Raw genomic sequence first — 26,625 nt, 5'->3', positions numbered from 1 at the left:
CGGGCCCGACGTCGTACCCGCGGACACCGTTCACGAACGACCGCGAGGATCCCATGTCCCACCTGCCCGCTTCCTCTGCCACCGCGCCGGCGCTCCGGCGACGCCTCGGCCGCGTCGACCTCATCGCGATGGGGGTCGGAGCCATCGTCGGCGCCGGCATCTTCGTCACCACGGGCGTGGCCGCCGCCACGAAAGCCGGCCCCGCCATCATGCTGTCCTTCGTGCTCGCAGGCGTCATCTGCGTGCTGGTCGCGCTCTGCTACAGCGAGCTGGCGTCGATGACACCGCGGTCCGGGAGCGCCTACACCTACACGCGGGAGTCGATGGGCGAGGGTCCGGCGTTCCTGGTCGGCTGGAATCTGTTGCTGGAGTTGGTCGTCGCAGGATCCGCGGTCGCGATCGGGTGGTCCGGTCTGTTCACCGCCGCGTGCAAGAGCCTGTTCGGGGTGACCCTGCCGACCGCTGTCACCGCGGGACCGTCGGCGGGTGGGGTGATCAACGTGCCGGCCGTGGCGATCGTCGCCGTCATCGTGGGCATCCTCGTGCTCGACGTGCGCATGACCGCGGCCGTGGTCAAGACCCTGGTCGTGGTGACCGTCGGTGTGCTCGTCCTGGTGATCGCGATCGGGGCACCGCACATCTCGACGTCGCACTGGACCCCGTTCGCCCCGTTCGGTGTCCACGGAATCGCGGCCGGTGCAGCACTGGCCTTCTTCGCCTACCTCGGCTTCGACATCGTCGCCACCTCGGCGGAGGAGACGAAGCGGCCCGGTCGCGACCTGCCCTGGGGGATCATCGGATCCGTCGTGATCGCCACCGTGCTCTACGTGGCCGTCGCCGCCGTCCTCACCGGCGTCGCCCCCTATCCGTCCCTGAACAACGAGGCACCGGTGGCCACCGCTCTCGAGGCGCTCGGCGCGGGCTGGATCGGCGACGTCATCCTCGTCGCCTCCGTGATCGCCCTGACCAAGGGCCTGCTCATGCTGTTCTACGGTCAGACCCGGCTGGTCTTCGCCCTCTGCCGCGACGGCATGCTGCCCCGGGGCCTGTCGGCGACGTCGTCACGCGGCGCGCCGCGGCGCCTCGGGCTCGTGCTCGGTGTCGTCGGCGCGGTGATCGCGGGGCTCCTCCCCATCGACACGGTCGCCGAGCTGGTCAACATCGGTGCACTGTTCGCGTTCGCCGCAGTCGCCCTCGGGGTGATGGTGCTCCGCTACCGATCACCCGAGCGACCCCGGACGTTCCGCGTCCCCCTTATGCCGCTCATCCCGGTGCTCGCCATCGCCGGATGCGTCTGGTTGCTGACCACCCTGGACGGGCTCACATGGGTTCGGTTCGCGGTCTGGAGCGCCGCCGGCGTGGCGGTGTTCCTCCTCTACTCACGACGACACCTCGTCACCGCGCCTGTGTCACAGCAGGATCCGATGCCCGTCGCGACGACCGAAGGCGTGACGGCGTGACCGACACCATGTATCCCACGACCGTCGAGTTCGGGTCGCTGGACGAGATCCACGAGACCGCCCTGGGCGTCCTCCCCGGGGACGTCGCCGACTTCCTCGAGGGCGGGGCCGGCGGGGAGACGACGCTGCTGCGCAACCGGCAGGCCCTCTCGCGGTGGGCCGTCGTACCGGAACCGATGAGCGGCGTCGCCCTTCCCGACACGGGGACGACCCTGCTGGACATCCCGTTGTCGGCACCCCTGCTGGCCGCACCCTTCGGCGGGGACACCCTGTTCCACCCCGACGGCCATCGCGCGGTGATGCGGGCGTCCGCGGCGTTCGGTGTCGTGGACATCGCACCCGAGGCGGGCAGTTTCTCCTACGCAGACCTCCGGGCCACCGCTCCCGCCGCGGCGCGGATGGCTCAGCTGCATCCCTTCGCCGGTGCGGTCGACGTCGCAGGGCGCATCGCCGACGCCGGGTACGAGGCCCTGTGCGTGACCGTGGACTGCCCCGTCGGTGGGTTCCGGACCCGCAACATGCGGAACCGGTTCTCTCCCGATCTCACGCCGTTCTGCGGCAACACCCCGGTCTCAGCCGGCGACGCACCACGAGTCGCAGAGGTGATGGGGCAGTTGATGTCCGGCGGCGGGGCGGCGTGGACGTGGGACGATCTGACGCACGCGGCCCGCCGGTTTCGACTCCCGTGGATCGCCAAGGGTGTCCTGACGCCCGCCGCCGCGCTGCGGGCGATGGACGCTGGTGCCACCGGAGTGGTCGTGTCGAACCACGGCGGGCGCCAGGTCGACCCGGCACCGTCGAGCCTCGCGGTCCTGCCCGCGATCCGGGCGGCGGTCGGGCCCGACGTGCCCGTCGTCGTCGACAGCGGCTTCCGCACCGGCGCCGATGTCTTCGTGGCACTCGCGCTCGGGGCGGACGCGGTCATCCTCGGCCGGGCCATCGTCTACGGGCTGGCCGCCGGGGGAGAGGCGGGGGTCACCCGCGTCCTCGAGCTCGTCACCGAGGAACTTCGCGTCCTCATGACTCTCGCCGGTGCCGCCGACTTGCGGGCCGTCACCTCTGACCGGGTGGTGGAGATCCTCCGATGACACGGACCGCGCCCCGCTTCCCGTCTGCCCGCATCCACGCCGGGCTGGTGTACACCTCGGGCCTCGCGAGCATCGACACCGCGTCGATGGTCCCGAGGTTCCCGGACTTCGCCCGGCAGTGCGACGACGTACTCGACCAACTCGACCAGGTCCTGGCACAGCACATCTCGACGCGCGCGGCGGTCCTGCGCCTCGAGTGCTTTCTCGCCGACCGCGGTCACTTCGCCGCGTGGAACGCGGCGTTCACCCAGTACTTCCTCGGCAGCGTCGCCGGGGCCGCGGGCGTCCCCGCCCGCACCACCACCATCGCGACGCTGCCCATCGACGGGTTGCTCATCGAGATCCAGGCCATCGCCTGCACCACGAAGGAGACACCATGACCCTCACCGACTCCACCACCCGACACACCGACGGCACCACCGAGCTCCCCGCGATGTCGATGCGCGACATCGTCGACGGTCACACCGCAGGCCATCTCGTCGTCGCCGCCGACGACTACGGCTGGTGGACAGATCTCCTCGATGGCGTACCCGTCCACGTCAGCACCCCCATGGAGGACGTCGTCGCCGACGGCCTCACCCGCGCAGGTCTGCTGATCCGCGAGGGGGAGACACTCCGGCTGACGGTCGCCGGACGCGACGTCGCGGCCCACCGGGGGTTCGTCCGGGTGACGGTGCGCGGCTGGGAGCCCACCTTCCGCCGTCTGGCGTCGGCGCGTGAGGCCGACCGTGTGCCCGCTGCCACCGAGCCCGACAACGTCGCACGCGGTTGCACCGACATCGCCCGCCGTCGGCCGGAGATCCTGGCCGCCGTCGGCGGCGCGCTGGCGGCCGACGAACCCGGGGTCACCATCGACCTGGGATGCGCCGACGCGGGACGCGTCGCCCTGCTCTCCGCGCTCGCGCCGCACGAACAGTTCATCGGCGTCGACATCGAGGACGGGGTCATCGCAGACGCCACGGTCGACATGGCGGCACGCGGCCTGGCGCAGCGGATCTCGCTGCTCACCGGGTCCGTCCAGTCGACCGACGACCGGCCGTCCTGGCTGGACGAGGTCGACTGCGACGCGGTCACGACGGCGATGTCGTTCTTCCTCCTGCACCAGCTGGCGAGCGACGGTGGCGGGATCGCGGCCGTCCTCCGCGGATGGATGGAGTGGTTCCCGAACCTGCGACGAGTGGTGATCGGTGACGGCATCCGGTTGACCGCGCCGTCATGGACGCAGCAGCCGTGGTTCTCGCCGACCTACGAGATCTACCACGCGATCACGGGCGTCCGGTTGTGGAGCGACGAGGAGTACACCGCGGCGTTCGCCGAGCTGGGATGGACGGTCCGACAGCGTCACTCGGACCACACCATGCTGGTCACGACCATCCTCGAGCGATGACCCCGACCCCGGCGGACGTCCTCGCCCCCGGTATCGACACGCGTCTGTCGGTGCGGGAGGGCTTCACCCGCGACGAGACGGGCCTACGCGGTCGGGTGCCGCGCGGGGTCGTCCGCGCTCGCAGCACCGCAGACGTCGTGGCGTGCGTGCGATGGGCAGCCGCCGTCGGGGTCCCGGTCATCCCGGTGGGTGCGCGGACGAGTCTCGAGGGCCATCTGCTGCCGCTGGGAGACGAGGTGATGCTGGACGTCTCCGCGATGTCCGAGATCATCAGGGTCGACCAGTCCGATTTCGTCGCCGTGGTGCAGCCCGGGGTGACGCGGCGACAGCTGTCGGCGGCGGTGTCCCCATACGGCCTGCACTTCCCGGTCGATCCCGGAGCCGACGCCACCCTCGGGGGCATGGCCGCCACCAACGCGAGCGGGACGACATCGGTGCGCTACGGCGGCATGCGCCGCAACGTCCTGTCGCTGACCGTCGTGACGGCCGACGGCACCGTCCACCGGCTCGGGCGGCAGGTCGCCAAGACGAGCAGTGGATACGACCTGAAGGACCTGTTCATCGGCTCGGGCGGCACGCTCGGGGTGATCACCGAGCTCACCGTCCGACTGCACCCGGTACCGGACTCGCAGGGGTCGGTTCGGCTCTCGTTTCCCGACGTCGAGGCCGCGGTCGACGCGGCGACCGACCTGATCGGCACGGCGGCACCGGTGTCGAGACTCGAATTCGTCGACGCCGCCGCGACCTCCGCGCTGAACGGCTTCTGCGGGGGTGGGCTCCCGCCATCACCCGCCCTGTTCGTCGACGTGGAGGCCACCTCGAGCGCGGCGTTGGTGGACGTCCTCGACGGCGTGGAGGCCATCGCGCGGGACCACGGACTCCTCGACGGCTGCCGAGCGCAGTCCGCCGCAGACCGCACTGCGCTGTGGGACATGCGTCATCGGCTGTTCCCGGCGATCAAAGCGGCGCATCCGGGCCACGGTTTTCTCGTGACCGACACCGCCGTCGCCTACTCACGCATCGCCGAGGCGGTCGCGCGCGCTCACCGCGTCGCCGACGAGCTGGGCGTCCACGTGACCACCGCCGGACACATCGGGGACGGCAACGTCCACGCGGTCGTGCCGTACTCGGGTGCCACGTTCGACCGGGCACGCCGCTTCTCCGACCGCATGGTGGAGCACGCTCTGTCGGTCGGGGGCACCGCGACGGGCGAACACGGGATCGGGCTCGCGAAGAAGCGCTACCTCGCCGACGAACACGGGTCCGCGTGCGTCCTCATGGCGGCCGTCAAGACCGCGCTCGACCCGCAGAACCTGTTCAACCCGGGAAAGGTTCTCGACCCCTAGAACTCAGATCGGCTGAGCCCGGCGCACCTGATCGGCCGCGCGGGCCGGGTCGAGGTCGACGTCGGCGACGACGACGCCGGGGCCGACCCGGAGGATCCCGTCGGTGAGCGGCTGCGCCCGCAGGCCGCCCCGTCCGATGAGTGCCTTGCGCGTGCCGTAGCCGGCCATCGTGTCCATCCACGAGCACGGGTGTGCCGGACGGCCGCCGCGGAAGCGGATCGGTCCGTCGCCGGTGTCGAGGGTGAACTCGACGCCACGCAGCGGGTCCAGCTCGAGTCCGCGGACCATCACGTTGCGGCGCGCGAGGTGGGGATCGGCGTCGGCGGCCGCGGCCTCCCACGCCTCGAGCGCGAGAAAGGTCACGGCCGCCTCGGTGTGGGCGCGCACCCCGAAGAACCGGTCACCACGGATCCCCTTGTCGGCGACGATCTCGACGCTCGCGGGATGCGACGTCTCCACGTCGTCGGCGGCGCCGTCCTTCGGTCGCCCGAAGTACGCGTGACGCGGGGACACCAGGAGGGACACCACCTCGATCGGGTAGGTGTGCATGCGTCCACGGTGGCACAACCGCTTCCGCGCCGGCGTCGGGCAGGCGCTCACGCGCCGGCGATGACCGCCTCGCGCCGGGCGAACGCGCGTCCCGCGGTGGCCTTGATGACCGAGAGCATCAGTCGCAGGCCGACACCGCCGTCGGCGAGGGCACGGTCGAGCTCGGCGGGCGTGGTGTGCACGAGGAACCGCGGGAACTCGAAACCGAGCTTGCCGCTCTTGCGGGCGGTCTCCTCCACCGACGACCACGCCTCGGGCGAGAGGTGCCCGCGGATGATCGGGAACACGAGTCGCTCCTCCTCGGCGATGTGCTCGTCGAGCAGCGTGTGCAGATCGCGGAGCAGGCCACCGAGCGCAGCAGCCGTCGACGGGTCGGGGTCCGCGGTGCGGTACGACGCGACGAAATGAGCGGTGAGCGACCGGAGTCGATCGAGCAGCGGGTCGAGGCTGTCGTGGTCGTCGGTGAGCTCGGTCAGGTCGACCGAGTCGCCGACGGCCTCGACGATCAACGGCCACAGGACGTCGTCCTCGACGGTGTGGTGGTGGTGGATCGAGTCGGCGAAGTCACGCAGGTACGCGCCGATCGCACTCGCCCGGCGTCGCGAGCAGGGCGCGCCGGCCCCGACTGCGGCGAGCATCGTCGCGAAACGGTCCGAGTCGGCGAGCATGCCGCGGTGGGCGACCTGCATGCCGAGCAGGTCGAGTTCGGCGGCGGGGGCGGTCTGGCTGGTGGTCATCGTGTCCTCCGGTGTCGGTGTGGTGGGACCACGGTCCGACGGCCCGCTTGGAGATCACTGGGAGGCCGCTTGGCGCGCACACCGCGGAACGCACCGACGAGCGTTCGGCGGAATCCTGACGGCCCGGCGGCGTTGATGGACGGCATGGCGGAGAAACCGGAACTGAGCCCCACCGACTGGGTTCGCGACCAGACCGAGAAGATCCTCGAGCAGGGCACCACCGACGGTGTCGAGGTGATGGGCCGACCCGTCGTGCTGTTCACGACGACCGGCGCGAAGTCGGGTCAGAAGCGCTACACGCCGCTGATGCGGGTCGAGGAGAACGGCAAGTACGCGATGGTCGCGTCCAAGGGCGGCGACCCGCGACATCCCGCCTGGTACCACAACGTCAAGGCCAACCCGGCGGTGACGGTGCAGGACGGCACCGAGGTCCGCGAGATGACCGCTCGCGAACTGTCGGGCGACGAGCGGGAGCACTGGTGGTCGCTCGCGGTCGACGCGTACCCGCCGTACGCGGAGTACCAGACCAAGACCGACCGGCAGATCCCGGTGTTCGTCCTGGAGTGACGGGTGCGGCGTCGAGCGCCGCGACGTCAGTTCCGGTCGACGTCGACGGGGTGGGTCGCCAGGAGGGGCAGCGGCCACGGTTGCCGACGGAGCACCGAGGCGAAGACGTCGGTCTGGGCCGAGGCCAGGAGGTCGCCGGGAAGCGCTGAGCCGACGAGCCACGAGTCGCGGCGCAGTTCGTCCTCGAGCTGGCCGATGCCCCAGCCGGAGTACCCGGCGAAGATGCGCAGCCCGTCGAGCACGTCGGCCAGCTCCTCGGGATCGGCGTCGAGGTCGACGAGGACCACACGTCCGTCGACCGGGCGCAGACCCGACACCCCGGTCGCGTCGACACCGCGGCGGACGACGCCGAGGCACAGGGCCGCGTCCTGCTTCACCGGCCCGCCGATGAACACCGCCCGTGGTGAGGCCGACAGGTCGGTCCACCGGGGGAGGAGGTTGTGCACGGCGGTCTGGCTCATCCGGTTGACGACGACCCCGAGGCTGCCCGCGTCGTTGTGCTCGATGATGTAGATGACCGTCCGGCGGAACGTCGGCTCGGTCAGCGTGGTGCTCGCGACGAGGACGCTGCCGGCGCGAATCCGATTGGCTGACACCGTGTCGTCCGGGCCCCCGTACTCGGGTCCCTGGTGCTCCGGATCATGCGGCATCGGCATCACCTCATTGTGGCACGCACCACCGGCACACTGCGGTGCCTTGACCCCGCGACGCTCAGTCGCGCCGGACGAGGTCGGACACCTCGGCGCTCGCCGCATCGATCAGCCTGGTGAGATCGTCGGCGCCGACCCCGTTCCAGTCCGCGACGGCGCGTTCGAAGATCGCCGCCCCGATCCGCGCGGTCAGGCGGGCCGTCGGCTCGGGGACACCGCGTCCCGCGACGGCGTGGGTCACGGCCTCGTCGACAGCTGCGGCCTTGGCGCGGGCGCGCTCCTGCAGAGCCGGGGAGGTCGCGATGATGCGCGCCCGGCGGTGCGCGACGGGGCGGCCGGCGACGACCAGCGGGACAGCCCCGTCGTAGGCACGCAGCACGAGGGCCAGAAGCGAGAGGTCGTCGGGCGCGTCGACGATCGCGGCGACCATCGTGTCCAGCAGAGCGGCCTCCCCGTCGAAGAGGACTTCGCGCTTATCGGCGAAGTGCCGGAAGTACGTCCGTTCGGTGACACCTGCCCGCTCGGCGATCTGTGCGGTCGTCGTGGCGTCGTAACCCTGCTGCTCGTACAGGTCCAGTGCGGCTTCGCGCAGTCTCGCGCGCGCTCCCGCTCCGCTCCTCGGCATCACACCATCGTAGCGACAGTCGCTGTCGTTACGTGTAGTGTCAGTGACTGTCACAACGATTCTGCTCCCGGGAGGCACACATGCCTGCACGTCAGTCTCGCGTCCTGCGCTTCCACTCGTTCGGGGAACCGCTCGACGTGCTCTGCGAGGACCACGTCGAGGTCGCGGACCCGCCGGCCGGCACCATCCGGGTCCGCACGATCGCGACCGGCCTCAACCCGGCCGACTGGGAGCTGTGTCGAGGGTTCCTGCAGGCCCCGCTGCCGCGCGGTGTCGGATACGACGTCGCCGGGATCGTCGACGCCGTCGGGCCGGACCTCTCCGAGGGCGCCCCGGGCGTCGGTGATCTCGTCGTCGGCTCGGCCGACTTCGCGCGGCAACCGAGCGCGGGTGCCGCGGACGTGGCGATCCTCGACGCCTGGGCACCGGTCCCGGACGGTCTGGCTCCGGTGGAGGCGGCGACGCTGCCCATGGTGGTGCAGACCGCTGCGTGGACCCTGCAGGCGATGGGCGTCCACGCGGGCGCGACGGTTCTCGTCCACGGCGCCGGCGGCATGGTCGGCCACGCGGCGGTCCAGATGGCGCTCGCACGCGGCGCCCACGTCCTCGCGACCGCCGGGAGCACCTATCGCGACGACCTGACCCGGTACGGCGCTCACGTGACCGGGTACGGCGCCGGGATGGTCGAGCGGGTACGCGCCCTGCCCCGGGGTTCGCACGTCGATCTCGTCCTCGACGCCGCGCGGCCGAGCCCGGGGACGATTCACGATCTCGTCACACTCGCCGGCGGCGACCCCCGGCGCGTGATGACCATCAGCAACCACGACGAGGCGCGCGCCGCCGGCGCACGGGTCAACCTCGACGAGATGTCGCCGGCCTTCACGCCGTTGCCCGAGCTGCTCGCGACCTACGCGGCGCTCGCCGCACGTGGCGCGTTCCGTCTGCCGATCGCGCGAGCCGTGCCGTTCCCGCAGTGGCGGGACGCCGTCGACCTCAGTGTGTCCGGTGCACCTCGCGGCAAGGTGGTCCTGCTCGTCGCGCCCTGACGGAGTCCGCCGGTCCCGGTCGTCGATCTCACAGGTCACGGCACGGCTGCGGCGCTGGTCGTACCCTCGTGTGCGTGAAAGCTGTTCGTGCACTGTGCGAGCGTCCCTTCGCCGGGCGTCTGCTGACCGTGCGCATCAGCAGCCAACTCACCGACGGCCTGTTCCAGGCGGCGCTCGGCGGGGCCATCCTGTTCAACCCCGAGCGTCACGCCGATCCTCTCGCCGTCGCCGGCGGACTCGCCGTGCTGCTGCTGCCGTACTCGGTCATCGGGCCGTTCGCGGGCGCGCTCCTCGACCACTGGGACCGACGGACCGTCCTCATCTGGGCCAACCTGCTGCGCGGTCTGCTGATCTGCATCGCCGCCGCGACCATCGCGCTCGGTGCCCCCGACTACGCCGTGCTGGTCGCCGCACTCGCGGTGACCGGGTCGAGCCGGTTCGTCGCGTCCGGCCTGTCGGCGGCGCTGCCGCACGTCGCGGTCCGCGAGCGGCTGGTCCCGACCAACGCCGCCTTCACGACCATCGGCTCGGGAGCCCTCGCGCTCGGCGCGGGTCTCGCGCTCGGCCTGCGCGCGATCTTCGGCTCCGACAACGCCGGCAGCGCCGCGACCACACTCACCGCCGCGGCACTGGCCGTGGTCGCGGCGGCCATCGCCGTGGGGTTCGGCCGACTCGCGCTCGGACCCGACCACCCCGACGTCGACGGCGCCCATGTCGACGAGCGTCACCCCCGGGGTCCGGTGCTCCGGGCCGTGGCCGTCGGGTTCGCCCACGGTGCCCGCGCCGTCGTCCGCACGCCGACGGTGCTCGCGGCACTCTCGGCCATCGGCGGGCACCGGCTGGTGTTCGGTCTGAACACCCTGATGCTGCTCGTCCTCGCCCGGCACTCCGGGTCGTCGGGCGGGTCGTCCGACGGCCTCGCGGGCATCGGCCTCGTCGCCACGCTCACCGCGGTCGGGCTCGTCGCCGCGGCCGTGGTGACGCCCGTGTCCATCGCCCGCCTCGGTCGCCGGCGGACGCTGTTCGTCGCGCTCGCCGTCGGCACGGTCGCCGAGCTCTCGCTGGTGTCCTTCGACACCGTCCTGATCTGCGTCGCCGCGCTGGTGCTCGGGCTCATCGGACAGATGGCCAAGCTGTGTGGGGACGCCGCGATGCAGATCGACACCGACGACGCGGTCCGCGGGCAGGTCTTCTCGGTGCAGGACGCGGTGTTCAACGTCGCCTACGTCGCCGCGGTCACCGTCGCGGCGCTCACCATCGCCCCCGACGGTCGGTCACCGCTGTTGCCCGTCGTCGGCGCGGTGCTGTACGTCGTCGCGATCGTCGTCGTGCGGGTGATCCATCCGCGGCTGGACCCCGCCCCTCGCGACGAGACGCTCAGCCCCGTTCGTCCCGGCGACCGACTGCCGACCTGAGCGGTTCGTCCTCGCGTCCGCTGCCGTCGGCGAAGGCGGGATCACCTCGCACCAACCATCGGTCGGCGACGCCGTCGGCGTCGGAGTCGACGAGGGCCGCGTCCGCCCGCTCGTCGGCGTCGAGGTCGACGAGGACCCGCACCGGTGTCGTCGACGAGCCCGCGGGGAAGACCAGGCCGATGCCGTCGGGGGCAGTCGGCGTTGTGGGGGCTGCCGGGGCGGCAGGCGGGCTCGGCGCCGCCGCGGCCCGGGGCTCGGCGGCCGGCTCGCGCGGGGCCGGGCCGACGTCGTGGACGCGGTGGTCCCACAGTCCGCGTCCGGTGTCGGAATAGATGCGGTACTCACCGTCGGCGTCGACGACGACGAGGTCGGCGCGGCCGTCGCCGTCGCTGTCCCACATCGCGTCGTCGCGGTGCCCGTCGCCGTCGAAGTCGAGGGTGAGGGCGTCGAGCACACCGTCGCCGGACACGTCGCGGTCGAGCGGGGACGTCCACGTGTGGACGGACCCGTCACCGGTGCCGAAGGAGTAGACGAGATCGTCGGTGTGAGCAGGCTCCACGTCCATTCGACGCAGCCCACGGCTGGCCGGTTCCACCCGTGGGGGCGGCGGTACGGTGACAGCGCGGTCGAGCGGAGAGGCGGGGCATGTACATCAGCGAGCTGGGGGACTTGTGGCACCGCTCGCGCGTCGCCCCCGACATCGTCCACCTCGACTCCGCGGCCGCCTCCCGTTCGTCGGACGCGGTGATCGGCGAGGTGACGGACCACCTGTGGCGGGAGTCCGCCCGCGGTGCCTATGTCGCCGCCGAGCAGTGCGCCGAACGACTCGACCGTGCCCGCCGCGACCTCGCGGCGATGGTCGGACACGACCCCGACGGCATCGCGTTCCGCGAGAGTGCGTTGTCCGCGCTGCGTGCGCTGCTGACCTACTGGAACATGCCCGTCTCCGCGACGGTGTGGGTCTGCCCCACCGAGTACGGACCGAACCTCGATCAGTTCGAGCGCCGCGGCTACTCGGTCCACACCATGCCGTCCACCGACGACACCGGCCGGGTGAACACCGACGCGCTCGAGAACATGCTGCAGTTCGAGCAGCCCGACGTGATCCACGTCTGCCACATCGGCTCGCACAGCGGCGTGGTGCAACCGGCCGCCAAGATCGTCGAACTCGCCCACCGCGTGGGCGTGCCCGTCGTCGTCGACGCCGCACAGGCCATCGGCCAGGTCGACTGCGTCACCGGAGCCGACATCGTCTACGGCACCAGCCGCAAGTGGCTCGCCGGCCCACGCGGCGTCGGGTTCCTGTCGGTGAGCGACACGTCGCTGCGTCCCGTCGAGATCGAGAGCTCGGAGGCGTTCATCGCCGGCCGCATCGGTTTCGGCACGGCCGTGCAGGAACTGCAGAGCTACGGACTCGAGCGGGTCCGTCGTGAACTCGCGACGATCGGCGAGCGCACCCGCACACGACTCGACGGCGTCGGCAGCTGGCAGGTCGTCGAACCGCTCGACGAGCCGTCGGCGATCACCACGCTCGCACCGCCGCCGGGATGGCAGGACTCCGACGTCGCGGCGGCGCGTGAGGCACTGCGCTCGCGGGGCATCCTCGTCACCTGCGCCGACACCTGGCGGGCACCACTGTCGCGGGAGGAGCGGTCGGTGCTGCGCATCAGCCCGCACCTCGACGTGGAGGACACCCACCTCGACCGCCTCGCCGCCGAACTCCTCGGCATGGGCTGGTGACCCGCCACTAGGCGGTGTGGGCCGCCCCGATCTGGTCGAGGATGTGCACCACCGCAGGGCGCGCGCGGGCCGCGTCGGCGTCGACCAGCCCGATCCGCGTGCGACGCGCGAGGATGTCGTCGGCGTCGCGGGCGCCCTCGGCGGTGACGGCGAACTCGATCTCGGCGCGCGTCACGTCGATCCCCGGGGCGATGGGTGCGAGCGGCGCACCGACGGTCGACATCGCGACCACCCGGTCGGCCTCGCCGCCGTGCCGGGCCAGCAGCGACGCGGGCAGACGCCGGTTGCGCGGTCCCTGCGCACCGATGAGCGGGATGGACGCGGTCACACAGGGGTGTGCGTCCAGTCCGCCGTGCTCGACGGCGAGGTCGAGGGCGTCCGACGCCATCTTCCGATAGGTCGTGAGCTTCCCGCCGACGACGGTGATCACGCCGTCGTCGTTGCGGGTGACCGAGTGCTCCCGCGACACGTCGGCGGTCGCGCCGTCGGACTCCAGCAGCGGACGCAGACCGGCGAACGTCCCCACGATGTCGTCGCGCGTGAGCGGCCGCGCGAGAGCGGTGTTGATCGTGTCGAGGATGAAGTCGACGTCGTCCTCGGTGGCGGTCGGGATATCGGGGACGGGTCCGGGCGCGTCGGTGTCGGTGAGTCCGATGTGCACCCGTCCGAGCTGGGCGGGGATCGCGAAGACGAACCGGCTGTGTGACCCGGCGACGGGCACCGTCAGCGCCGCGGTCGGGTTGCCCAGACGCGCGGCGGACACGACGAGATGCGCACCGCGGCTCGGCCGGACGGCGATGGACGGGTCGACGGTGCCCGCCCACACGCCGGTGGCGTTGACGACGGTGCGCGCGGCCACGTCGAACGACTCCCCGGTTGCCGTGTCGGTGAGGCGCGCACCGCGGCCGGTGATCTCGTCGGCCCGCACGCCGGTGACGACCGTCGCGCCGTGGGCGGCCGCGGTCCGCGCGATCGCGACGACGAGGCGGGCATCGTCGACGAGCTGCCCGTCCTGCGACGTCCATGCGCCCTTCACACCGTCGAGGGAGACAGCCGGGCACAGGCGCGCGAGATCGTCGGCGTGGATCCGGCGCGGCGGCGCCAGCACACTGCGCGGGGTCCGCGCGCCGCGGCGGAGGAGGTCACCGAGCAGCAGCCCGGAGTGGACGATCGTCGCCGCGCCGCGCGACGTGATCGGGATGGCCTGGGTGAGCGGGCTGACAAGGTGCGGCGCGATCGTCGTCATCAGGTGGTTGCGCTCGACGGCGCTCTCCCACGCGATGCCGACCCGGCCCGACGCGAGGTAGCGGAGGCCGCCGTGGACGAGCTTGCTGCTCCACCGTGACGTGCCGAACGCCAGGTCGTGGGCCTCGACCAGCGCCACCGACAGTCCACGCGAGGCGGCGTCGAGCGCGACGCCGACACCGGTCACGCCACCACCGACGACGAGGACGTCCCACGGCGCGCGCTGGGTACGCAGCCGGACGCGGTCGGCCTCGCGACGACGCGGTCCCAGGTCGCCGGCGAAATCGGGGCGGCGTGTGCTCATCGGGAATCGTCCTCCGAGATCGGGTCGGGTGCGAGGTAACCGCGCACCACACGGGCGAGTTCGTCGGCCCAGTCGTCGCCGATGATCGCCGCCACGGTGGCGCGGCCGGTGATGGCGGACTGGGCGACCAGGATGACCATGGCCGCGATGCGGTCTGCGTCGCCGCGGCGGACGGCACCGACGTCCTGCGCCGCGGTGAGGCGCGTCGCGAGACTCTCCAGCGCCATCTGCTGACTCGCACCGAAGCGTTCGAAGACGTACGGCGCGAGCAGGTCGGGCTGTCGGCGGGTGAGGGACTCGAACAGCGGATCCGCGGTCACGGCGTCGGCGACCCGCACCACCGCGGCGACCACCGCGTCCAGGACGCCCTCACCGCGGGCGAGCGCGTCGTCCACCGCCGACAGGTGCTCGGCGCTGAGGTGCGCGAGTTCCCGCGTCAGCAGATCGCGGATCACGGCGGAGATCTCCGGCCAGTGGCGGTAGACGGTCGGACGACTGACGCCCGCCTCCCGTGCGACCTCGGCCAGCGTCACCTTCCGTCCCTCGCTGCGCACGAGGCACCGCCGCGCCGCGTCGAGAACCGCATTACTGGTTGACATGTTGTGTAAAACTGTAACGCATGTCAGCGTCGGCGTCCTCCTTCTCCTCCGTCCCCGCACCCCCGATGCGCTGGGACGGCTGGGGCGACCCGGACCGGGAGACGGTCCTGTCGGACGCGATGCTCGGTCTGATCCGTGACGCGCTCGGTGTCCGGGGTGACGCCCGATCGCGGCACACCCCCGACGACGTCGTCGTACCCGACTGCCGGCTGACCGACGACGATCTGGCCGAGCTCACCGGGATCGTCGGCGAGGACCACGTGTCCCGCGCGCCCGTCGACCGGTTGCTGCGCGCCGCGGGACGCAGCACCCCCGACCTGCTGCGCCGCCGCGCGACGACACAGTCCGCTCCGGACGCGGTGGTGGTGCCCGGCTCCACCGACGAGGTGGCCGCCGTCGTCGCCTGGTGCGCGGACGCCGACGTCGCGGTGGTCACCTACGGCGGCGGCACCGCCGTCACCGGCGGACTCGCACCGCTGGCCGGCGGACACCGGGCGGTGATCTCCCTCGACATGCGCCGCTTCGACGGTCTGGTCGACCTCGACGAGGTGTCGCGCATCGCCGCCCTCGGCGCCGGCGTCACCGGCCCGCGCGCCGAGGAGCTGCTGGCCGAGCACGGGCTGTCGCTGGGTCACTTCCCGCAGAGCTTCCGCTACGCGACCGTCGGCGGGTTCGCCGTGACCCGGTCGTCGGGGCAGGCGTCGGCGGGCTACGGCCGGTTCGACGAGATGGTCGTGGGCCTGACACTGGTCACCCCCCGCGGCGTCCTCCGTCTCGGCCCGGTGGAGCGGTCCGCGGCCGGTCCCGATCTCCGACAGCTCGTCCTGGGTTCGGAGGGCACGTTCGGTGTCGTCACCGAGGTCTCGCTGCGCGTCCACCCCGTCCCCGAGGCGGTGGTGGCGCAGGCGTGGCGGCTGCCCGATTTCGCGAGCGGCGCCGCGGCCGTGCGCACGGTCGCCCGCTCGGACGCCCGGCCCACCGTCCTGCGGATGTCCGACGAGGCGGAGACCGCCGTCAACCTCGCCTCCCCGGGCGCGATCGGCGCCGACGGGTCGCCGGGCGGGTGCCTGGTGATCACCCGGTTCGAGGGCACCGAGCGCGACTGCGCCGACCGGCGGGCACGCGTTGCTGACCTGCTGACCGAGGCGGGTGCCACCGACCTCGGCCCGGAACCGGCGCAGGCGTGGGCGCACGGGCGCTTCGACGCGCCGTACCTGCGCGACGCCCTGCTCGCGATCGGCGTGGGGTGCGAGACGGTGGAGACCGCGACGACGTGGTCGGGTGTCGTGTCGCTCCGCACGGCCGTGTCCGACGCCCTGACAACGGCCCTGGGATCCGACGACGGACCGTTCGCGGCCTCGCCGGCCATGGTGCTCTGCCACATCTCGCACACCTACGCGACCGCCGCCTCGCTGTACTTCACCGTCGTCTACCGCCTCGACGAGCGCGATGCGGTGGGGCAGTGGGAGGCGGCGAAGGAGGCCGCGTCGCGGGCGATCGTCGACCACCGGGCGACCATCACCCACCACCACGCGATCGGCACCGACCACCGCGCCCACCTCGCGGCCGAGATCGGGGACCTCGGTGTGCAGGTCCTCCGGGCGGTGAAGGCGACGCTCGACCCGTCGGGCGTGATGAACCCCGGCAAGCTCATCCCGTGACCCGTGCGGTTCGCGACGTCGTCGCGCTGGTCAACCCCCGCTCCCGCCACGGTGCCGGTGCCGCGACGGCCCAGGCGGCGGTAGCGGCCCTGCGGGCCCGCGGCCTCGGTGTCGACGTGCGGTCCGGGACGGACGCCGACGACGCGCGCCGGGTCGCGGCGGCGGCGGTCGCCGACGGACCCGACGCGGTGGTCGTGATCGGCGGCGACGGGACGATCGCCGGTGTCCTGGAGGCCGCGGTCGGATCCGCGGTGCGCGTCGGGATCATGCCGGCCGGGACCGGCAACGACCACGCACGTGCCCTCGGCATCCCCGTCGGGGACGTCGACGCCGCCGCCGACATCGTCGCCGCAGGTCACAGCCGTGCCGTCGACCTCGGACGCGTGCAGGCGGGTGACCGGTCGATGGTGTTCGGGACGGTCGCGGCCATCGGCCTCGACGCCGCGGTCACCGAACGCGCGGTGGCGATGCGATGGCCGCAGGGACAGGCGCGGTACCCCCTGGCCGCGATCGCGGAGATCGCGCGCCTGACACCGCACCGCACGCGCATCACGGTCGACGGTGAGGTGCACGAGCTCGAGGCGATCCTCGTGGCGGTGGGCAACACCCCGAGCTACGGCGGCGGGATGCGCATCTGCCCGGACGCCCGGATCGACGACGGGCGTCTGGACGTGACGGTCGTCGAGCACACCTCCCGGGGACGACTGCTCCGACTCTTCCCGACGATCTACCGCGGGACCCACGTCCGACACCACGGTGTCCACACGTTCAGCGCGACGACCGTGACCGTCGAGTCGACGGATGGCCTGCCGGCGTCGGCCGACGGCGAGGTGTTCGGCGTCACGCCGGTCACGGTCGAGGCCCTGCCGGCAGCCGTGCAATTCCTCGTTCCCGCTGTGTGATCGGGACCACACGTCCAGTTGTCCACACTTTCCACAGCGACCTGTGGACAAGGGTCCGACACACCCTGTCGGGCAACGGCTTCGCGAGAGCCCCGGTGAACGGTACAGGGGGACAGGACGTCTCACAGGACCCCCACAGCCAGGCGTGGGCGGTCCGGACTGGGTCCGAACCGCCCACGCGGGCGACGCCTCCCGGGCAGGAGAGAGCGTTCGTTATGGGGTTGTCATCACGGACTGTCGTGAAATCGACATCCGCCGACGTGGAGCGCCGAGGTCAGCGGGCCTTCTCGGCCGCCTCCTGCTCGGTGGTGGCGCCGGCGTTCGACAGCTCGCCGGTGTAGCTCTCCAGGTGGGCGCGCACGAACCAGTGGAACTTCTCGAGCTCGGCGGTCTGGCCGATGAGGATGTCCTCGGTGACCGGATCGATCTTGCCGGTGGTCTCGATCGCGTCACGGTGCGACTTGATGACGCCCACGTACACGAGGTCGAGCGCACCCAGATGCGCCTGCACCGAGTCGCGGCCGAGGCTGTAGTCGTCCCAGCTGCGGTTGTCCTCGATCGCCTTGGCGGTCCCCTGCGGGGACGCGCCCATCGTGGCGATGCGCTCGGCGAGGGTGTCGGCGTACCCACGGACCAGTTCGACCTGGGGGTCGATCATCTCGTGGACACCGATGAAGTTGGTGCCGACGACATTCCAGTGGATGTGCTTCAGGGTCAGGTGCAGGTCGTTCAGGGCGCTGAGGCGCTCCTGGAGGGTCTTCACGACGGTGGCGGCGCTGTCCTCTGTCAGTCCTGGTGCGGTGAAAGCCATGTGTCCGACCGTAGGTATGCAGGTCGGGGGCCGACAGGGGCTGCCGGTGATCGCAACCAGAACGTCGTCGAGATCACGAATCGATAACGGGCCGTCGTTATCTGTTCGAGATCGAGGCGAGACCTCCGCGACACCTCACGGGTGCTCGTCCCGCGACGCACGCCTGGGAGGGTGACAGCATGACACGACCCGACAGCACGTGGCCGGGAGGCTCCTCCTGGGGCCGCCTGGCCCCCGAGCATCGCGCCGCCATCGGCACGGTCCTGCTGCTCGCCCTCGCGACCTGCCTGTTGATCGTCGCTCTGCCCATGGTGGGGTCGCTGGTGATCGGCGCCGCGGTGGTCGCCGGATTCGCCGGCGCCGGAGCCGCCACGCTGTACGTGCTGTCCCGCGACTGATCGGTCACGGCGGCGGGGCGAGCCCCTCGGTCACCGCCACCGACTGTTCCCCGGGCGCGGCGAACACCTCGATCACCATGTCGTCGTCGCGGTACGTCGCCATCGACGCGCCGAGGGCGTCGTGCAATACCGCGTGCACCTCGTCGCCCGATCTGACGTGCTCGGGGACGGGGTGTCGGAAGTCGACCGCGACGACCGTCGCGCCGGCGTCGCGCATCGTGCGCGACCACGACGTGACCGACGCGAGGTCACGGTCGTCCAGGTAGTAGAGGACCTCGCTGAGGACCACGAGGTCGTGGGCCTCGGTGGGACGCCATCGCCGGATGTCGCCGACCTCGACCCGGACGCGATCGCCGGCCGCGGCGAGACGCCGCCGCGCGACGTCGACAGCGCGCGGGTGCAGCTCCACGCAGGTCAGGCGCTCGCACCGGGCGATCAGGGCGGCGCTGAGCACGCCGGTCGACGACCCCACCTCCAGGGCGTGGTCGTAGCGGCGACGAGGGAGGACCGCCACGGTCAGGTCGCGCTTGCGCTGCTCGTACCAGAGGTGGTCGAACCCCCACGGGTCGTCGCCTGCGGCGTACATCGCGTCGAAGTACGCTGGGTCGGTCACGTGAAGAACAGTTCGGTGTCGGTGACGAGGCGCTCGAGGACCTCCGGCGGCAGGATCGCGCGATCGGCCGGATCGTCGGAGAGGTCCTCCACCTGGCTGACGAAGCGGGCCACGGCAGCGCGCTTGGCCGCGACCACCTCCGCGGGCAACGGCAGGACGCGCGCACGGGCCCACGGCACCGACACGTCGTCGGGGGAGGCCCAGTGCCACATCCACACCGGGTACTCCAGGTAGACGCTGCCCGCTCCCGCCGCCGCGGTGGCCGCCGCCCATCCGACCGCGGCGTGGTCGGGATGGCGGTCACCGCGCCACACCCCGACGACGACGTCGTGCCCGCCGAAGGTCGCGATCGCCTCGTCGATCTCGGCCACCATGTCCTCGGCGTGGTCGGACAGCGCACCGTCCGGAAGAGACCGGTGCTGCACGTGCGCGACACCGAGGGCGTCGAGGGCGTCGACGAGCTCGGCCCGACGGCGCAGCCCCAGATCCTCGGGGGTGACGGTGGGCGAGCCCGGGTGGGAGGCCGCCCCGTCGGACAGGCAGAGCACCGTCACCTGTCCGCCGTCGCGGATCGTCCGGGCCATGAGCCCGCCGGCCCCGAGCACCTCGTCGTCCGGGTGCGCCGCGACGACCAGCATCCGCACCGAGGCCGTCCGCGCGGGGTGGTCGTCGTCGAGAACCGGGAACGAGCGCTCCGTCATCCACTCGCGCCACCGCCGCGCCGACGTCACCCCGGGGTCGGAACCGCGGAACGCGGGCACCGCGCCGTTGCCGATGCTGCCGCCGCTCACGGTCGGCCGTCCCGCTCGGCGACGAGGTCGCCGAGAGCCGCGAGGTCGTGGTCGGCGTGGGACTGACGGATGTAGACCGTCAGGTCCGCGACGGCGGCGACGTGATCCGGTTCGGCGACCATCGGCCCCGGGCCCAGCGCCCGACCGGCGCGGTCGAGCACCGTCGCCGCGACACCCTCGATGACCGCCCGGGTGCGCAGCGCAGTGGTGTGGGCGACGGCACGGTCGGCGGGATGCCGGTCGACGACGGCCGCCGCCTCGACGAGCGCGGCGCGTCCCGCCCAGAGCGCCGTGTCGACGGCTCCGACGTGCGACCGGGTGACGGGGTCGTCGCGCCTGGTCCGCAGCACCCGCTCGCCGACGGCACGGGCGCCACCGAACCAGCACGCGGCGACCCCGATGGCCCCGTGCCAGAAGCCGGGTCGCTCGAAGTAGTCGGCGCCGCTGCCGACGCGGCGAGCCGGGGTGTCGGCGAAACGGACGGGTCGGGTGACGGTCGCTGCCATCCCCGCGGAGTACCACGGGTCGGGCCCGTCCGAACCCACCCCGTCGCGCGTCAGGTCGACGGCGAAGAGCGCGCGCTCGTCGTCGACCCACGCGGTCACCAACGCGTGCGTGCACCCGACGGCGCCGGAGCACCAACCCTTCACCCCGTCGAGGAACCACCGACCGTCACGCGGGGTGGCGGTCACGCGCGCTCCCGGCGCCTCCGAGGCCCAGACACCCCACAGCTCGTCCGGGCCCGGCGCACCGACACCGAGGTCGGCGAGGATCTGCTCGGCGTCGACGTGCGCCTCGACGAGCCGACCGGTGGGGATGTCGTCCCGCGCGAGGTCGGACAGCGCGTCGAGACGTTCACCGGTTCGCCCCGACCCCGGCGCGGGCAGTCGCAGACCCCCGACGAGGGCGCGGGCGCGCGTCACCGCGTCGGCGTCCGCGGGCGTCGGTGCTCCGTCGCTCACCCAGGCGATCATGCCGTCCCCGGGAGGTCGATGATCTCGGCGAGCGCGCCCGCGAACCCTGCCGGGGCGCGGCCGACACGACGGGTGGACGTCGCGACCGGCGCCTCGGTGTCCCACGCGATGGTGCATCTCGCGTTCTCGAGGGCGGCCACCAGGGCGACGTCCTCGTCGGACCGCGTCGCGGGGAAGCCTCCGACTCTCGCGTACGCCGAGCCCCGTACGCCGATGTTGGCGCCGTGCACGTGACCGTGCCGCCCCCGACGTTGCCGGGCGCGGTAGTCGGCGTCGAAGACTCGACCGGCGTCCACCGACCACTGCGCCCAGTCCCGCGCGACCACCGTCCCGACCACCGCGTCGACACCGGCGTCCGCGAGCCACAGGTGACGATGCAGCCAGTCCCGGGGCACGCGCGAGTCGGCGTCGGTGGTCGCGAACCACACGTCGTCCCCCGCGTGATGGCACGCGAAGCCGGAGCGACGCGCTGCACCGACACTGCGGACGTCGACGGCCACAACGTCGATCCCGGGTCCGGGGATCGACGCGGATGCGTCGGTGCACGCGTCCAGCACCACGGTCACACGGACGGGGACGTCGAGGACCGCCGCCGCGTCCGCGACGGCGTCGAGAGCGCCGGCCAGTTCGTCGGCCTCGTCGTGCACCGGGATCACCACGGTGACCGCTCGGATCGGGGGGCGGTCGCGCGCCGCGTCGGCCGTGACCTCACGCATACAGCGGTGAGTGCTCGAGGAGATCGAGCGCGTCGCGATAGGTCTCGTCCGCACCCGCCTCCCGCAACTCGGCAGCGCCGATGCCGCCGGAACTCACCCCGATCCCCCGGACCCCGAGCGGTGACGCGGCGAGGAAGTCCCAGGTGGCGTCGCCGATCATCACCGCCGCGGAGGCGGGCACCCGCGCGCGGCCGAGGGCGATGTCCACGACGGTCCCGTCCGGCTTCGCCGTCTCCACGTCCTCCGAGGAGGTCACCGCGTCGACGAGGTCGTCGACGTCGAGCAGCGCTCGCAACGCCGTCAGCTCGTGCTCCGGCGCCGACGTCGCGAGGACGACGGTGTAGCCGCGATCCTTGCTGGCACGCACCAGCTCTCGCGCGCCCGGCAGGACCGTCAGCTCGCCGACCCGGTCACCGTAGAGCTCGTCGTGCGCCGAGGCGAGCGCCGAGGTGAGGTCCTCGTCGTCGCGGTCGCCGCCGGCGATCTCCACGAGCTCGGCGACGAGCAGCGAACCGTCCTTGCCGATGCGCGCATGGATCTCGCTGTGCGGCACCGACAGTCCGTGCCGACGGAACGCCGACCACCACGCGGTGACGTGGTCGTAGACGGAGTCGACGAGCGTGCCGTCGATGTCGAACAGGACCGCCCGGACCCGGCTCACGCGCGGGCGCGCATGGACTCGCGCGCGGGGTTGTCCTGCTCGGCCGCCTTGGGGTCGTCCTGATCGGACTTCTCCGCCACGCCGTCGGCGATGGCCTGCCCGACGCCGGCGTCGATCCGACGCCAGTACTCGAGCGCCCGCTCGAGCACCGGCGCGGACACCCCGTTGAGCAGGTGGCCGACGACATTGTCGACCAACCGCTCCCGGGCCTCGTCGTCCATCACCTCGCGGACGAGCGTGCCCGCCTGGCCGAAGTCGTCGTCGGCGGGGTGGTCGACGTACGCACTGCGGACGATGGCGCCGTCGGCCGCCCAGCCCGGGTCGAGCCCGGGCGGCGGGTCGGCGTGCGGCCCGCCGTAGGAGTTCGGCGCGTAGACGGGATCGCGCACGGGCTGCACCCGCATCGCACCGTCCTTGGAGTAGCTGTGGGTCGGCACCGTCGGGGCGTTGACGGGGACCTGCTTGTAGTTCGCGCCGATCCGGTACCGATGGGCGTCGGAGTAGGCGAACGACCGGGCGAGCAGCATCCGGTCCGGGCTGAGCCCGATGCCTGGCACGAGACTGTTCGGCTCGAACGCGGCCTGCTCGATCTCGGTGTGGTGGTCGACGGGGTTGCGGTTCAACGTCAGTCGGCCGACCTCGCGGAGCGGGTAGTCGTCGTGCGGCCACACCTTGGTGAGGTCGAACGGGTTGAACCGATAGGCGGTGGCGTCGTCGTACGGCATCAGCTGCACCTTGAGCGTCCACGACGGGTGGTCGCCGGCGTCGATCGACTCGAACAGGTCGCGGGTGTGGTAGTCGGTGTCGGCCGAGGCCATCTGGTCCGCCTCGTGCTGGGTGAAGCACTCGACGCCCTGTTCGGAGATGAAGTGGTACTTGACCCAGTGCTTGACGCCGTGGGCGTTCTCCCACAGGTAGGTGTGCGACGAGTACCCGTTCATGTGGCGCCACGTCCGCGGGATGCCACGATCACCCATCAGCCAGGTGACCTGGTGGGCCGACTCCGGCGACAGGGTCCAGAAATCCCACTGCATGTCGTGGTCACGCAGGTTGTTGTCGGCACGCCTCTTCTGCGACCGGATGAAGTGCTGGAACTTCATCGGGTCCTTGATGAAGAAGATCGGCGTGTTGTTGCCGACCATGTCGTAGTTGCCCTCGCGGGTGTAGAACTTCAGCGCGAACCCCCGCGGGTCGCGCCAGGTGTCCGGACTCCCGCGCTCACCGGCGACGGTGGAGAACCGTGCCAGCACCTCCGTCTGCTCACCCGGGGAGAACACTGCGGCACAGGTGAACTCGGAGACGTCGTCGGTGGTCTCGAAGACGCCGAACGCACCACTGCCCTTGGCGTGTGGTTGTCGCTCCGGGACGCGTTCCCGGTTGAACTGCGCCATCTGCTCGATGAGGTAGTGGTCGTGCAGGACGATCGGGCCACCCGGTCCGACGGTCAGCGAGTGCTCGTCGCTGGGCGCCGGCGCGCCGGAATCGGTGGTGGTACGTGGGGTCGACGAACGCTCAGAGGAGCTGTCGACAGCAGGATTCGATGTCATCAGGGCCTCCGCCCATCGGTCGTGCTCAACAGCACCCGAGGGCTTCAGGCCGTGGACTCGATACTATCCAGAGACCCTTCCGTGTCAACCGAGGACGATGTATGAGCGCAGGCGACAAGACCACCGGTGCACGGCTCGCCGCGCTGGCACGGGAACTGTTCGAGCACGGTGAGCAGTCCGGTGAGCCGACGCTGCTGACCTCGGTCACCGACAGTGCGGTCGACTACGTCGACGCCGCCGACTTCGCGGGCATCACCCTGGTGGACAACGGGACACTGACATCGGTGGCGCCGACCGACCCGGTCGCCGCCCGCCTCGACGAACTGCAACACGAACTGCGGCAGGGTCCCTGCCTCGAGGCCGCCTGGGCCGACCACAAGGTCCTCGTCGACGACATCACCACCGACGACCGCTGGCCGCGCTTCGCGCGGCGTGTGGTCGAGGAGACGGCGGTGCGGTCGATCCTCGCCTTCCAGCTCTATCGCGGTGAGACCGCGATGGGTGCGCTGAACCTGTACGCCACTGCGCCGCAGGCGTTCTCGACCGACGACCAGGAGACCGCCCTCGCCGTCGCCACGCACGCGTCGCTCGCGTTGCACACGTCACGCCGCGGGGAGCAGTTCACCAGCGCCCTCGCGAGCCGCGACGTCATCGGGCAGGCCAAGGGCATCGTGATGGAACGGTTCGACGTCGACGCCGTCGCGGCGTGGGAGCTCATCCGGAAGTTGTCCCAGGACACGAACATCCGTGTCGCGGACGTGGCACGGCAGCTGGTCGAGGCGGACCACCCGGCCCGACAGAGGGACCTGACGACCTAGTCCGGCCGCGACTCGTGGCCGGGTCGGCCGTGGGTGCGCCGACCCTCCTTCATCTCCGACTCGAAGACGTGGCGACGCCCGTCGAGCAGCTCGTCGCGCACACGCTTCTCGGCGGCCCGCACGGTCGAGTAGTAGTTGTCGTCGTACTCCTCGACGAGCTGGAACGACCACCGTCCCGGGAAGGTGTTGAGCCCCACGATCTCTCGCCGGACGTCCTCGGCAAGAGCGCTGTGTCCGGCTTTCTCGAGCAGGTCGGCCGCCTCCCCGAAGGAGAGGTCGGCCGTACCCGACAGCTGGTGCAGTTCGAAGAGATGGCCCCGGACACGCTCCACGCACTCGAGCGCCTCGGTCATCTTCCCGACCGCCTCCACCGTGGCGTCGTCGACACCCTCGGGGCGACGGTGCGGATCGTCCTGGGGGAGTTGATCACCCATCAGTCGACGGTGAACCGCGTGAGGATCGAGTGGACGGCCTGGGTGACCGTCACCCGGTCATAGGACTGGATGAAGTCGAATGTGCGGTCCATGTCCTCGGCCTCGACGTAGAGATCCCGTGCCGAGAGCAACGCGCAGAAGTGGGGTCCGAGGACGGCCACGTTCCACTCGTCGACGAGCGGGTCGCCCTCGTCGAGCGGTGCGTGCTGCACGTTGCCGTCGATCATGTTGGCCAGACCGACGCCGTACACACCGGCCAGGCCGGCGCGGTCGGAGAGGTCGCGCCAGCGGTCGGCGGTCAGCGCGGTGAAGTGCCGTGCGTGCTGGAAGGTGCCCAGCACGACGACGGCACTGCCCGCCGCGGACGCCTGGGCCTCCAGCGACTTGCTCATCTCGATGAGCAGGCGCTTCGTGCCACGGCGAGGCGTGTGGGTGGCCGTCCCGATCTGGTACGGCGTGAGCAGACCCGGGTCGGGGGTGGCCCACACCGGGACGTCGGGCAGTGGGTCGAGGTCGTCGACGAGAATGCGCTCGGGGTCGGCAACGGACGGGAACAGTGAGCCCATCCCGTAGGAGGCGCCGATCGTCTGGGCGGCCATCAGCCGCTCCTCGCTGTCGACGCCCTCGGCGATGACCACCGCGTGGCTGCGCTCCACATGCGCGGCGAGGGCGTGCGCGAGACGCGCCATGTTCGGTTCCGTGGTCCGCGACAGCAGTTCCGGACCGGTGATGATGACGTCGGGCTCGATGAGCGCGAGCAGCGTCACCGCGTATTCGCTGACGCCGAGGCCGTCGACGCAGATGACGTGACCGGCCCGGCGGGCCGCCGCGACCTTCGTCATGGTGCGGTGCGGGCTGTGCAGGACCTCGTCGGGCCGGACCGACACGGCGAGACGCTCGGCACCGACCGGCTGGTCGACGGCGTCGACCGAGTCGAGGTCGACGGAGACGAGCAGCGGCAGGCGGGCAGCCGTGGACTGCGCGCGCTCGGACCGGGCGAAGGCGAACTTGTGCCGGTCGAGCGAGCGTTCCTGCTGCATGAGGCGGGCGGCGTGGCGGAGGGCCTCCGCCGACCGCAGGGCCGATCCACGGGGGCCGCAGACCTGCAGCTCCGCGCCGGCGAGCACGCGGTCACGCAGGCGCCGGATCGGCGCGAACTGCATGCCGACCTCGAGTGCGCCGACGAACGAGTCCTCCTCGACAGCGGGCCGGTGGTCGACATCGATGCGCGGGGCCTTCTTGCTGACGGGTTGTGAATCAGTTGACATGGTCGTCACCTGCTAACAGGGCGACCACCGGCTCAAGGACGGTGGTCTGTCGACGATGGACCGCACGCGTCGCGGAAACCCTGAGTGCCCGACGGGCTGTGCGGTGAAGTGTGTGCATTGCTCTCCCGCCCATGTCTCCCGATGCGCATGACCTGCGCTGACCGGGTTGTTTCGGGGTCCCTCTGCCCGGGACCGTGGACGGGGGCCGCTGCTGGACCTGGTACTCAGGGTAACGGCATGTCACGACGCGGTCCAGAGAGCATCACGCAAGGA

The 26,625-nt window shown here is 71.8% G+C and carries 29 protein-coding genes; 13 read left to right on the top strand and 16 right to left on the bottom strand.

What is annotated here, in order from left to right:
* The first annotated feature begins 53 nt into the window (after window positions 1-53).
* From LX12_RS05625 to LX12_RS05605, 5 genes are read left to right on the top strand one after another with little or no spacing between them, the layout of a single operon-like run.
* Window positions 54-1,460, top strand: coding sequence for an amino acid permease (locus tag LX12_RS05625; RefSeq protein WP_253653533.1), 1,407 nt, complete (start codon window positions 54-56; stop codon window positions 1,458-1,460).
* On the top strand, window positions 1,457-2,548 hold the full coding sequence (locus tag LX12_RS05620) for an alpha-hydroxy acid oxidase (protein WP_253653532.1): 1,092 nt from the start codon (window positions 1,457-1,459) through the stop codon (window positions 2,546-2,548). Before LX12_RS05625 ends, LX12_RS05620 begins: the two co-directional genes overlap by 4 nt.
* Window positions 2,545-2,928, top strand: a complete 384-nt coding sequence (locus LX12_RS05615; protein WP_253653531.1) for a RidA family protein — start codon at window positions 2,545-2,547, stop codon at window positions 2,926-2,928. The genes LX12_RS05620 and LX12_RS05615 overlap by 4 nt, the downstream gene beginning before the upstream one ends.
* Window positions 2,925-3,935, top strand: coding sequence for a class I SAM-dependent methyltransferase (locus tag LX12_RS05610; protein ID WP_253653530.1), 1,011 nt, complete (start codon window positions 2,925-2,927; stop codon window positions 3,933-3,935). Before LX12_RS05615 ends, LX12_RS05610 begins: the two co-directional genes overlap by 4 nt.
* Window positions 3,932-5,281 (top strand): FAD-binding oxidoreductase, encoded by a 1,350-nt coding sequence (locus tag LX12_RS05605; RefSeq protein WP_253653529.1) that lies wholly within the window; start codon window positions 3,932-3,934, stop codon window positions 5,279-5,281. Before LX12_RS05610 ends, LX12_RS05605 begins: the two co-directional genes overlap by 4 nt.
* A gap of 3 nt (window positions 5,282-5,284) precedes the next feature.
* Here the strand turns inward: LX12_RS05605 and LX12_RS05600 are convergent, their stop codons facing one another.
* Complete coding sequence (locus tag LX12_RS05600) at window positions 5,285-5,830, bottom strand: molybdenum cofactor biosysynthesis protein (protein WP_253653528.1); 546 nt, start codon at window positions 5,828-5,830, stop codon at window positions 5,285-5,287.
* 47 nt (window positions 5,831-5,877) lie between these two features.
* On the bottom strand, window positions 5,878-6,567 hold the full coding sequence (locus LX12_RS05595; RefSeq protein ID WP_253653527.1) for a hemerythrin domain-containing protein: 690 nt from the start codon (window positions 6,565-6,567) through the stop codon (window positions 5,878-5,880).
* 144 nt (window positions 6,568-6,711) lie between these two features.
* On the opposite strand from LX12_RS05595, the gene LX12_RS05590 reads away from it, so the two are divergent.
* Complete coding sequence (locus LX12_RS05590; protein ID WP_253653526.1) at window positions 6,712-7,134, top strand: nitroreductase family deazaflavin-dependent oxidoreductase; 423 nt, start codon at window positions 6,712-6,714, stop codon at window positions 7,132-7,134.
* A gap of 26 nt (window positions 7,135-7,160) precedes the next feature.
* On the opposite strand, the gene LX12_RS05585 is transcribed toward LX12_RS05590, so the two are convergent.
* Window positions 7,161-7,784 carry a YqgE/AlgH family protein gene (locus LX12_RS05585; RefSeq protein WP_253653525.1) on the bottom strand — a complete coding sequence of 208 codons (624 nt, stop codon included), beginning with the start codon at window positions 7,782-7,784 and terminating at the stop codon, window positions 7,161-7,163.
* Between the two features lie 61 nt (window positions 7,785-7,845).
* Window positions 7,846-8,409, bottom strand: a complete 564-nt coding sequence (locus LX12_RS05580; protein WP_253653524.1) for a TetR/AcrR family transcriptional regulator — start codon at window positions 8,407-8,409, stop codon at window positions 7,846-7,848.
* Between the two features lie 80 nt (window positions 8,410-8,489).
* On the opposite strand from LX12_RS05580, the gene LX12_RS05575 reads away from it, so the two are divergent.
* Together LX12_RS05575 and LX12_RS05570 are read left to right on the top strand one after the other, a co-directional pair.
* Window positions 8,490-9,455 (top strand): NADP-dependent oxidoreductase, encoded by a 966-nt coding sequence (locus LX12_RS05575; protein ID WP_253653523.1) that lies wholly within the window; start codon window positions 8,490-8,492, stop codon window positions 9,453-9,455.
* Window positions 9,456-9,529: 74 nt separating this feature from the next.
* Entirely contained in the window at window positions 9,530-10,870 is a 1,341-nt protein-coding gene (locus LX12_RS05570; protein ID WP_253653522.1) for an MFS transporter, read from the top strand.
* Here the strand turns inward: LX12_RS05570 and LX12_RS05565 are convergent.
* Complete coding sequence (locus LX12_RS05565) at window positions 10,833-11,435, bottom strand: hypothetical protein (protein WP_253653521.1); 603 nt, start codon at window positions 11,433-11,435, stop codon at window positions 10,833-10,835. The two genes, LX12_RS05570 and LX12_RS05565, sit on opposite strands and share 38 nt — an antisense overlap.
* A gap of 80 nt (window positions 11,436-11,515) precedes the next feature.
* Here LX12_RS05565 and LX12_RS05560 point away from each other — a divergent pair, with 80 nt between their 5' ends.
* Window positions 11,516-12,610 (top strand): aminotransferase class V-fold PLP-dependent enzyme, encoded by a 1,095-nt coding sequence (locus LX12_RS05560; protein ID WP_253653520.1) that lies wholly within the window; start codon window positions 11,516-11,518, stop codon window positions 12,608-12,610.
* 7 nt (window positions 12,611-12,617) lie between these two features.
* Here the strand turns inward: LX12_RS05560 and LX12_RS05555 are convergent, their stop codons facing one another.
* Window positions 12,618-14,159 (bottom strand): glycerol-3-phosphate dehydrogenase/oxidase, encoded by a 1,542-nt coding sequence (locus LX12_RS05555; RefSeq protein ID WP_253653519.1) that lies wholly within the window; start codon window positions 14,157-14,159, stop codon window positions 12,618-12,620.
* Window positions 14,156-14,758, bottom strand: a complete 603-nt coding sequence (locus LX12_RS05550; RefSeq protein ID WP_253653518.1) for a TetR/AcrR family transcriptional regulator — start codon at window positions 14,756-14,758, stop codon at window positions 14,156-14,158. Before LX12_RS05550 ends, LX12_RS05555 begins: the two co-directional genes overlap by 4 nt.
* A 65-nt stretch (window positions 14,759-14,823) precedes the next feature.
* Here LX12_RS05550 and LX12_RS05545 point away from each other — a divergent pair, with 65 nt between their 5' ends.
* Together LX12_RS05545 and LX12_RS05540 are read left to right on the top strand one after the other, a co-directional pair.
* A complete protein-coding gene (locus LX12_RS05545) occupies window positions 14,824-16,419 on the top strand; it encodes an FAD-binding oxidoreductase (protein ID WP_253653880.1) in 1,596 nt (531 codons plus the stop codon).
* Window positions 16,416-17,321, top strand: a complete 906-nt coding sequence (locus tag LX12_RS05540) for a diacylglycerol kinase (RefSeq protein ID WP_253653517.1) — start codon at window positions 16,416-16,418, stop codon at window positions 17,319-17,321. The genes LX12_RS05545 and LX12_RS05540 overlap by 4 nt, the downstream gene beginning before the upstream one ends.
* A 274-nt stretch (window positions 17,322-17,595) precedes the next feature.
* Here LX12_RS05540 and LX12_RS05535 read toward each other — a convergent pair whose 3' ends face one another.
* Window positions 17,596-18,132, bottom strand: a complete 537-nt coding sequence (locus tag LX12_RS05535; RefSeq protein ID WP_253653516.1) for a Dps family protein — start codon at window positions 18,130-18,132, stop codon at window positions 17,596-17,598.
* 179 nt (window positions 18,133-18,311) lie between these two features.
* On the opposite strand from LX12_RS05535, the gene LX12_RS05530 reads away from it, so the two are divergent.
* A complete protein-coding gene (locus LX12_RS05530) occupies window positions 18,312-18,530 on the top strand; it encodes a hypothetical protein (protein ID WP_253653515.1) in 219 nt (72 codons plus the stop codon).
* 4 nt (window positions 18,531-18,534) lie between these two features.
* Here LX12_RS05530 and LX12_RS05525 read toward each other — a convergent pair whose 3' ends face one another.
* The 6 genes from LX12_RS05525 to LX12_RS05500 are packed head-to-tail and all read right to left on the bottom strand — an operon-like array spanning window position 18,535 to window position 23,832.
* The gene (locus tag LX12_RS05525) at window positions 18,535-19,143 is read right to left on the bottom strand and encodes a class I SAM-dependent DNA methyltransferase (protein WP_253653514.1); all 609 of its coding nucleotides are present in this window, start codon (window positions 19,141-19,143) and stop codon (window positions 18,535-18,537) included.
* Entirely contained in the window at window positions 19,140-19,934 is a 795-nt protein-coding gene (locus LX12_RS05520) for a PIG-L deacetylase family protein (protein WP_253653513.1), read from the bottom strand. Before LX12_RS05520 ends, LX12_RS05525 begins: the two co-directional genes overlap by 4 nt.
* Window positions 19,931-20,908 (bottom strand): acyl-CoA dehydrogenase family protein, encoded by a 978-nt coding sequence (locus tag LX12_RS05515; RefSeq protein WP_253653512.1) that lies wholly within the window; start codon window positions 20,906-20,908, stop codon window positions 19,931-19,933. Before LX12_RS05515 ends, LX12_RS05520 begins: the two co-directional genes overlap by 4 nt.
* Entirely contained in the window at window positions 20,905-21,624 is a 720-nt protein-coding gene (locus LX12_RS05510) for a glycosyltransferase family 2 protein (protein WP_253653511.1), read from the bottom strand. The genes LX12_RS05515 and LX12_RS05510 overlap by 4 nt, the downstream gene beginning before the upstream one ends.
* Window positions 21,617-22,285, bottom strand: a complete 669-nt coding sequence (locus tag LX12_RS05505; RefSeq protein WP_253653510.1) for an HAD family hydrolase — start codon at window positions 22,283-22,285, stop codon at window positions 21,617-21,619. The genes LX12_RS05510 and LX12_RS05505 overlap by 8 nt, the downstream gene beginning before the upstream one ends.
* Window positions 22,282-23,832 carry a catalase gene (locus LX12_RS05500; protein WP_253653509.1) on the bottom strand — a complete coding sequence of 517 codons (1,551 nt, stop codon included), beginning with the start codon at window positions 23,830-23,832 and terminating at the stop codon, window positions 22,282-22,284. Before LX12_RS05500 ends, LX12_RS05505 begins: the two co-directional genes overlap by 4 nt.
* Window positions 23,833-23,933: 101 nt before the next feature.
* On the opposite strand from LX12_RS05500, the gene LX12_RS05495 reads away from it, so the two are divergent.
* Complete coding sequence (locus LX12_RS05495; protein WP_253653508.1) at window positions 23,934-24,650, top strand: GAF and ANTAR domain-containing protein; 717 nt, start codon at window positions 23,934-23,936, stop codon at window positions 24,648-24,650.
* Here the strand turns inward: LX12_RS05495 and LX12_RS05490 are convergent.
* Both LX12_RS05490 and LX12_RS05485 read right to left on the bottom strand, forming a co-directional pair.
* Window positions 24,647-25,084 carry a hypothetical protein gene (locus LX12_RS05490; protein WP_253653507.1) on the bottom strand — a complete coding sequence of 146 codons (438 nt, stop codon included), beginning with the start codon at window positions 25,082-25,084 and terminating at the stop codon, window positions 24,647-24,649. The genes LX12_RS05495 and LX12_RS05490 overlap by 4 nt on opposite strands.
* Entirely contained in the window at window positions 25,084-26,247 is a 1,164-nt protein-coding gene (locus LX12_RS05485; protein ID WP_253653879.1) for an EAL domain-containing protein, read from the bottom strand. The genes LX12_RS05490 and LX12_RS05485 overlap by 1 nt, the downstream gene beginning before the upstream one ends.
* Window positions 26,248-26,625 lie beyond the last annotated feature (378 nt).

It is taken from the genome of Williamsia serinedens, assembly GCF_024171725.1.
Lineage (GTDB): Bacteria > Actinomycetota > Actinomycetes > Mycobacteriales > Mycobacteriaceae > Williamsia_A > Williamsia_A serinedens.
This window is presented reverse-complemented; position numbering and strand designations above follow the sequence as displayed.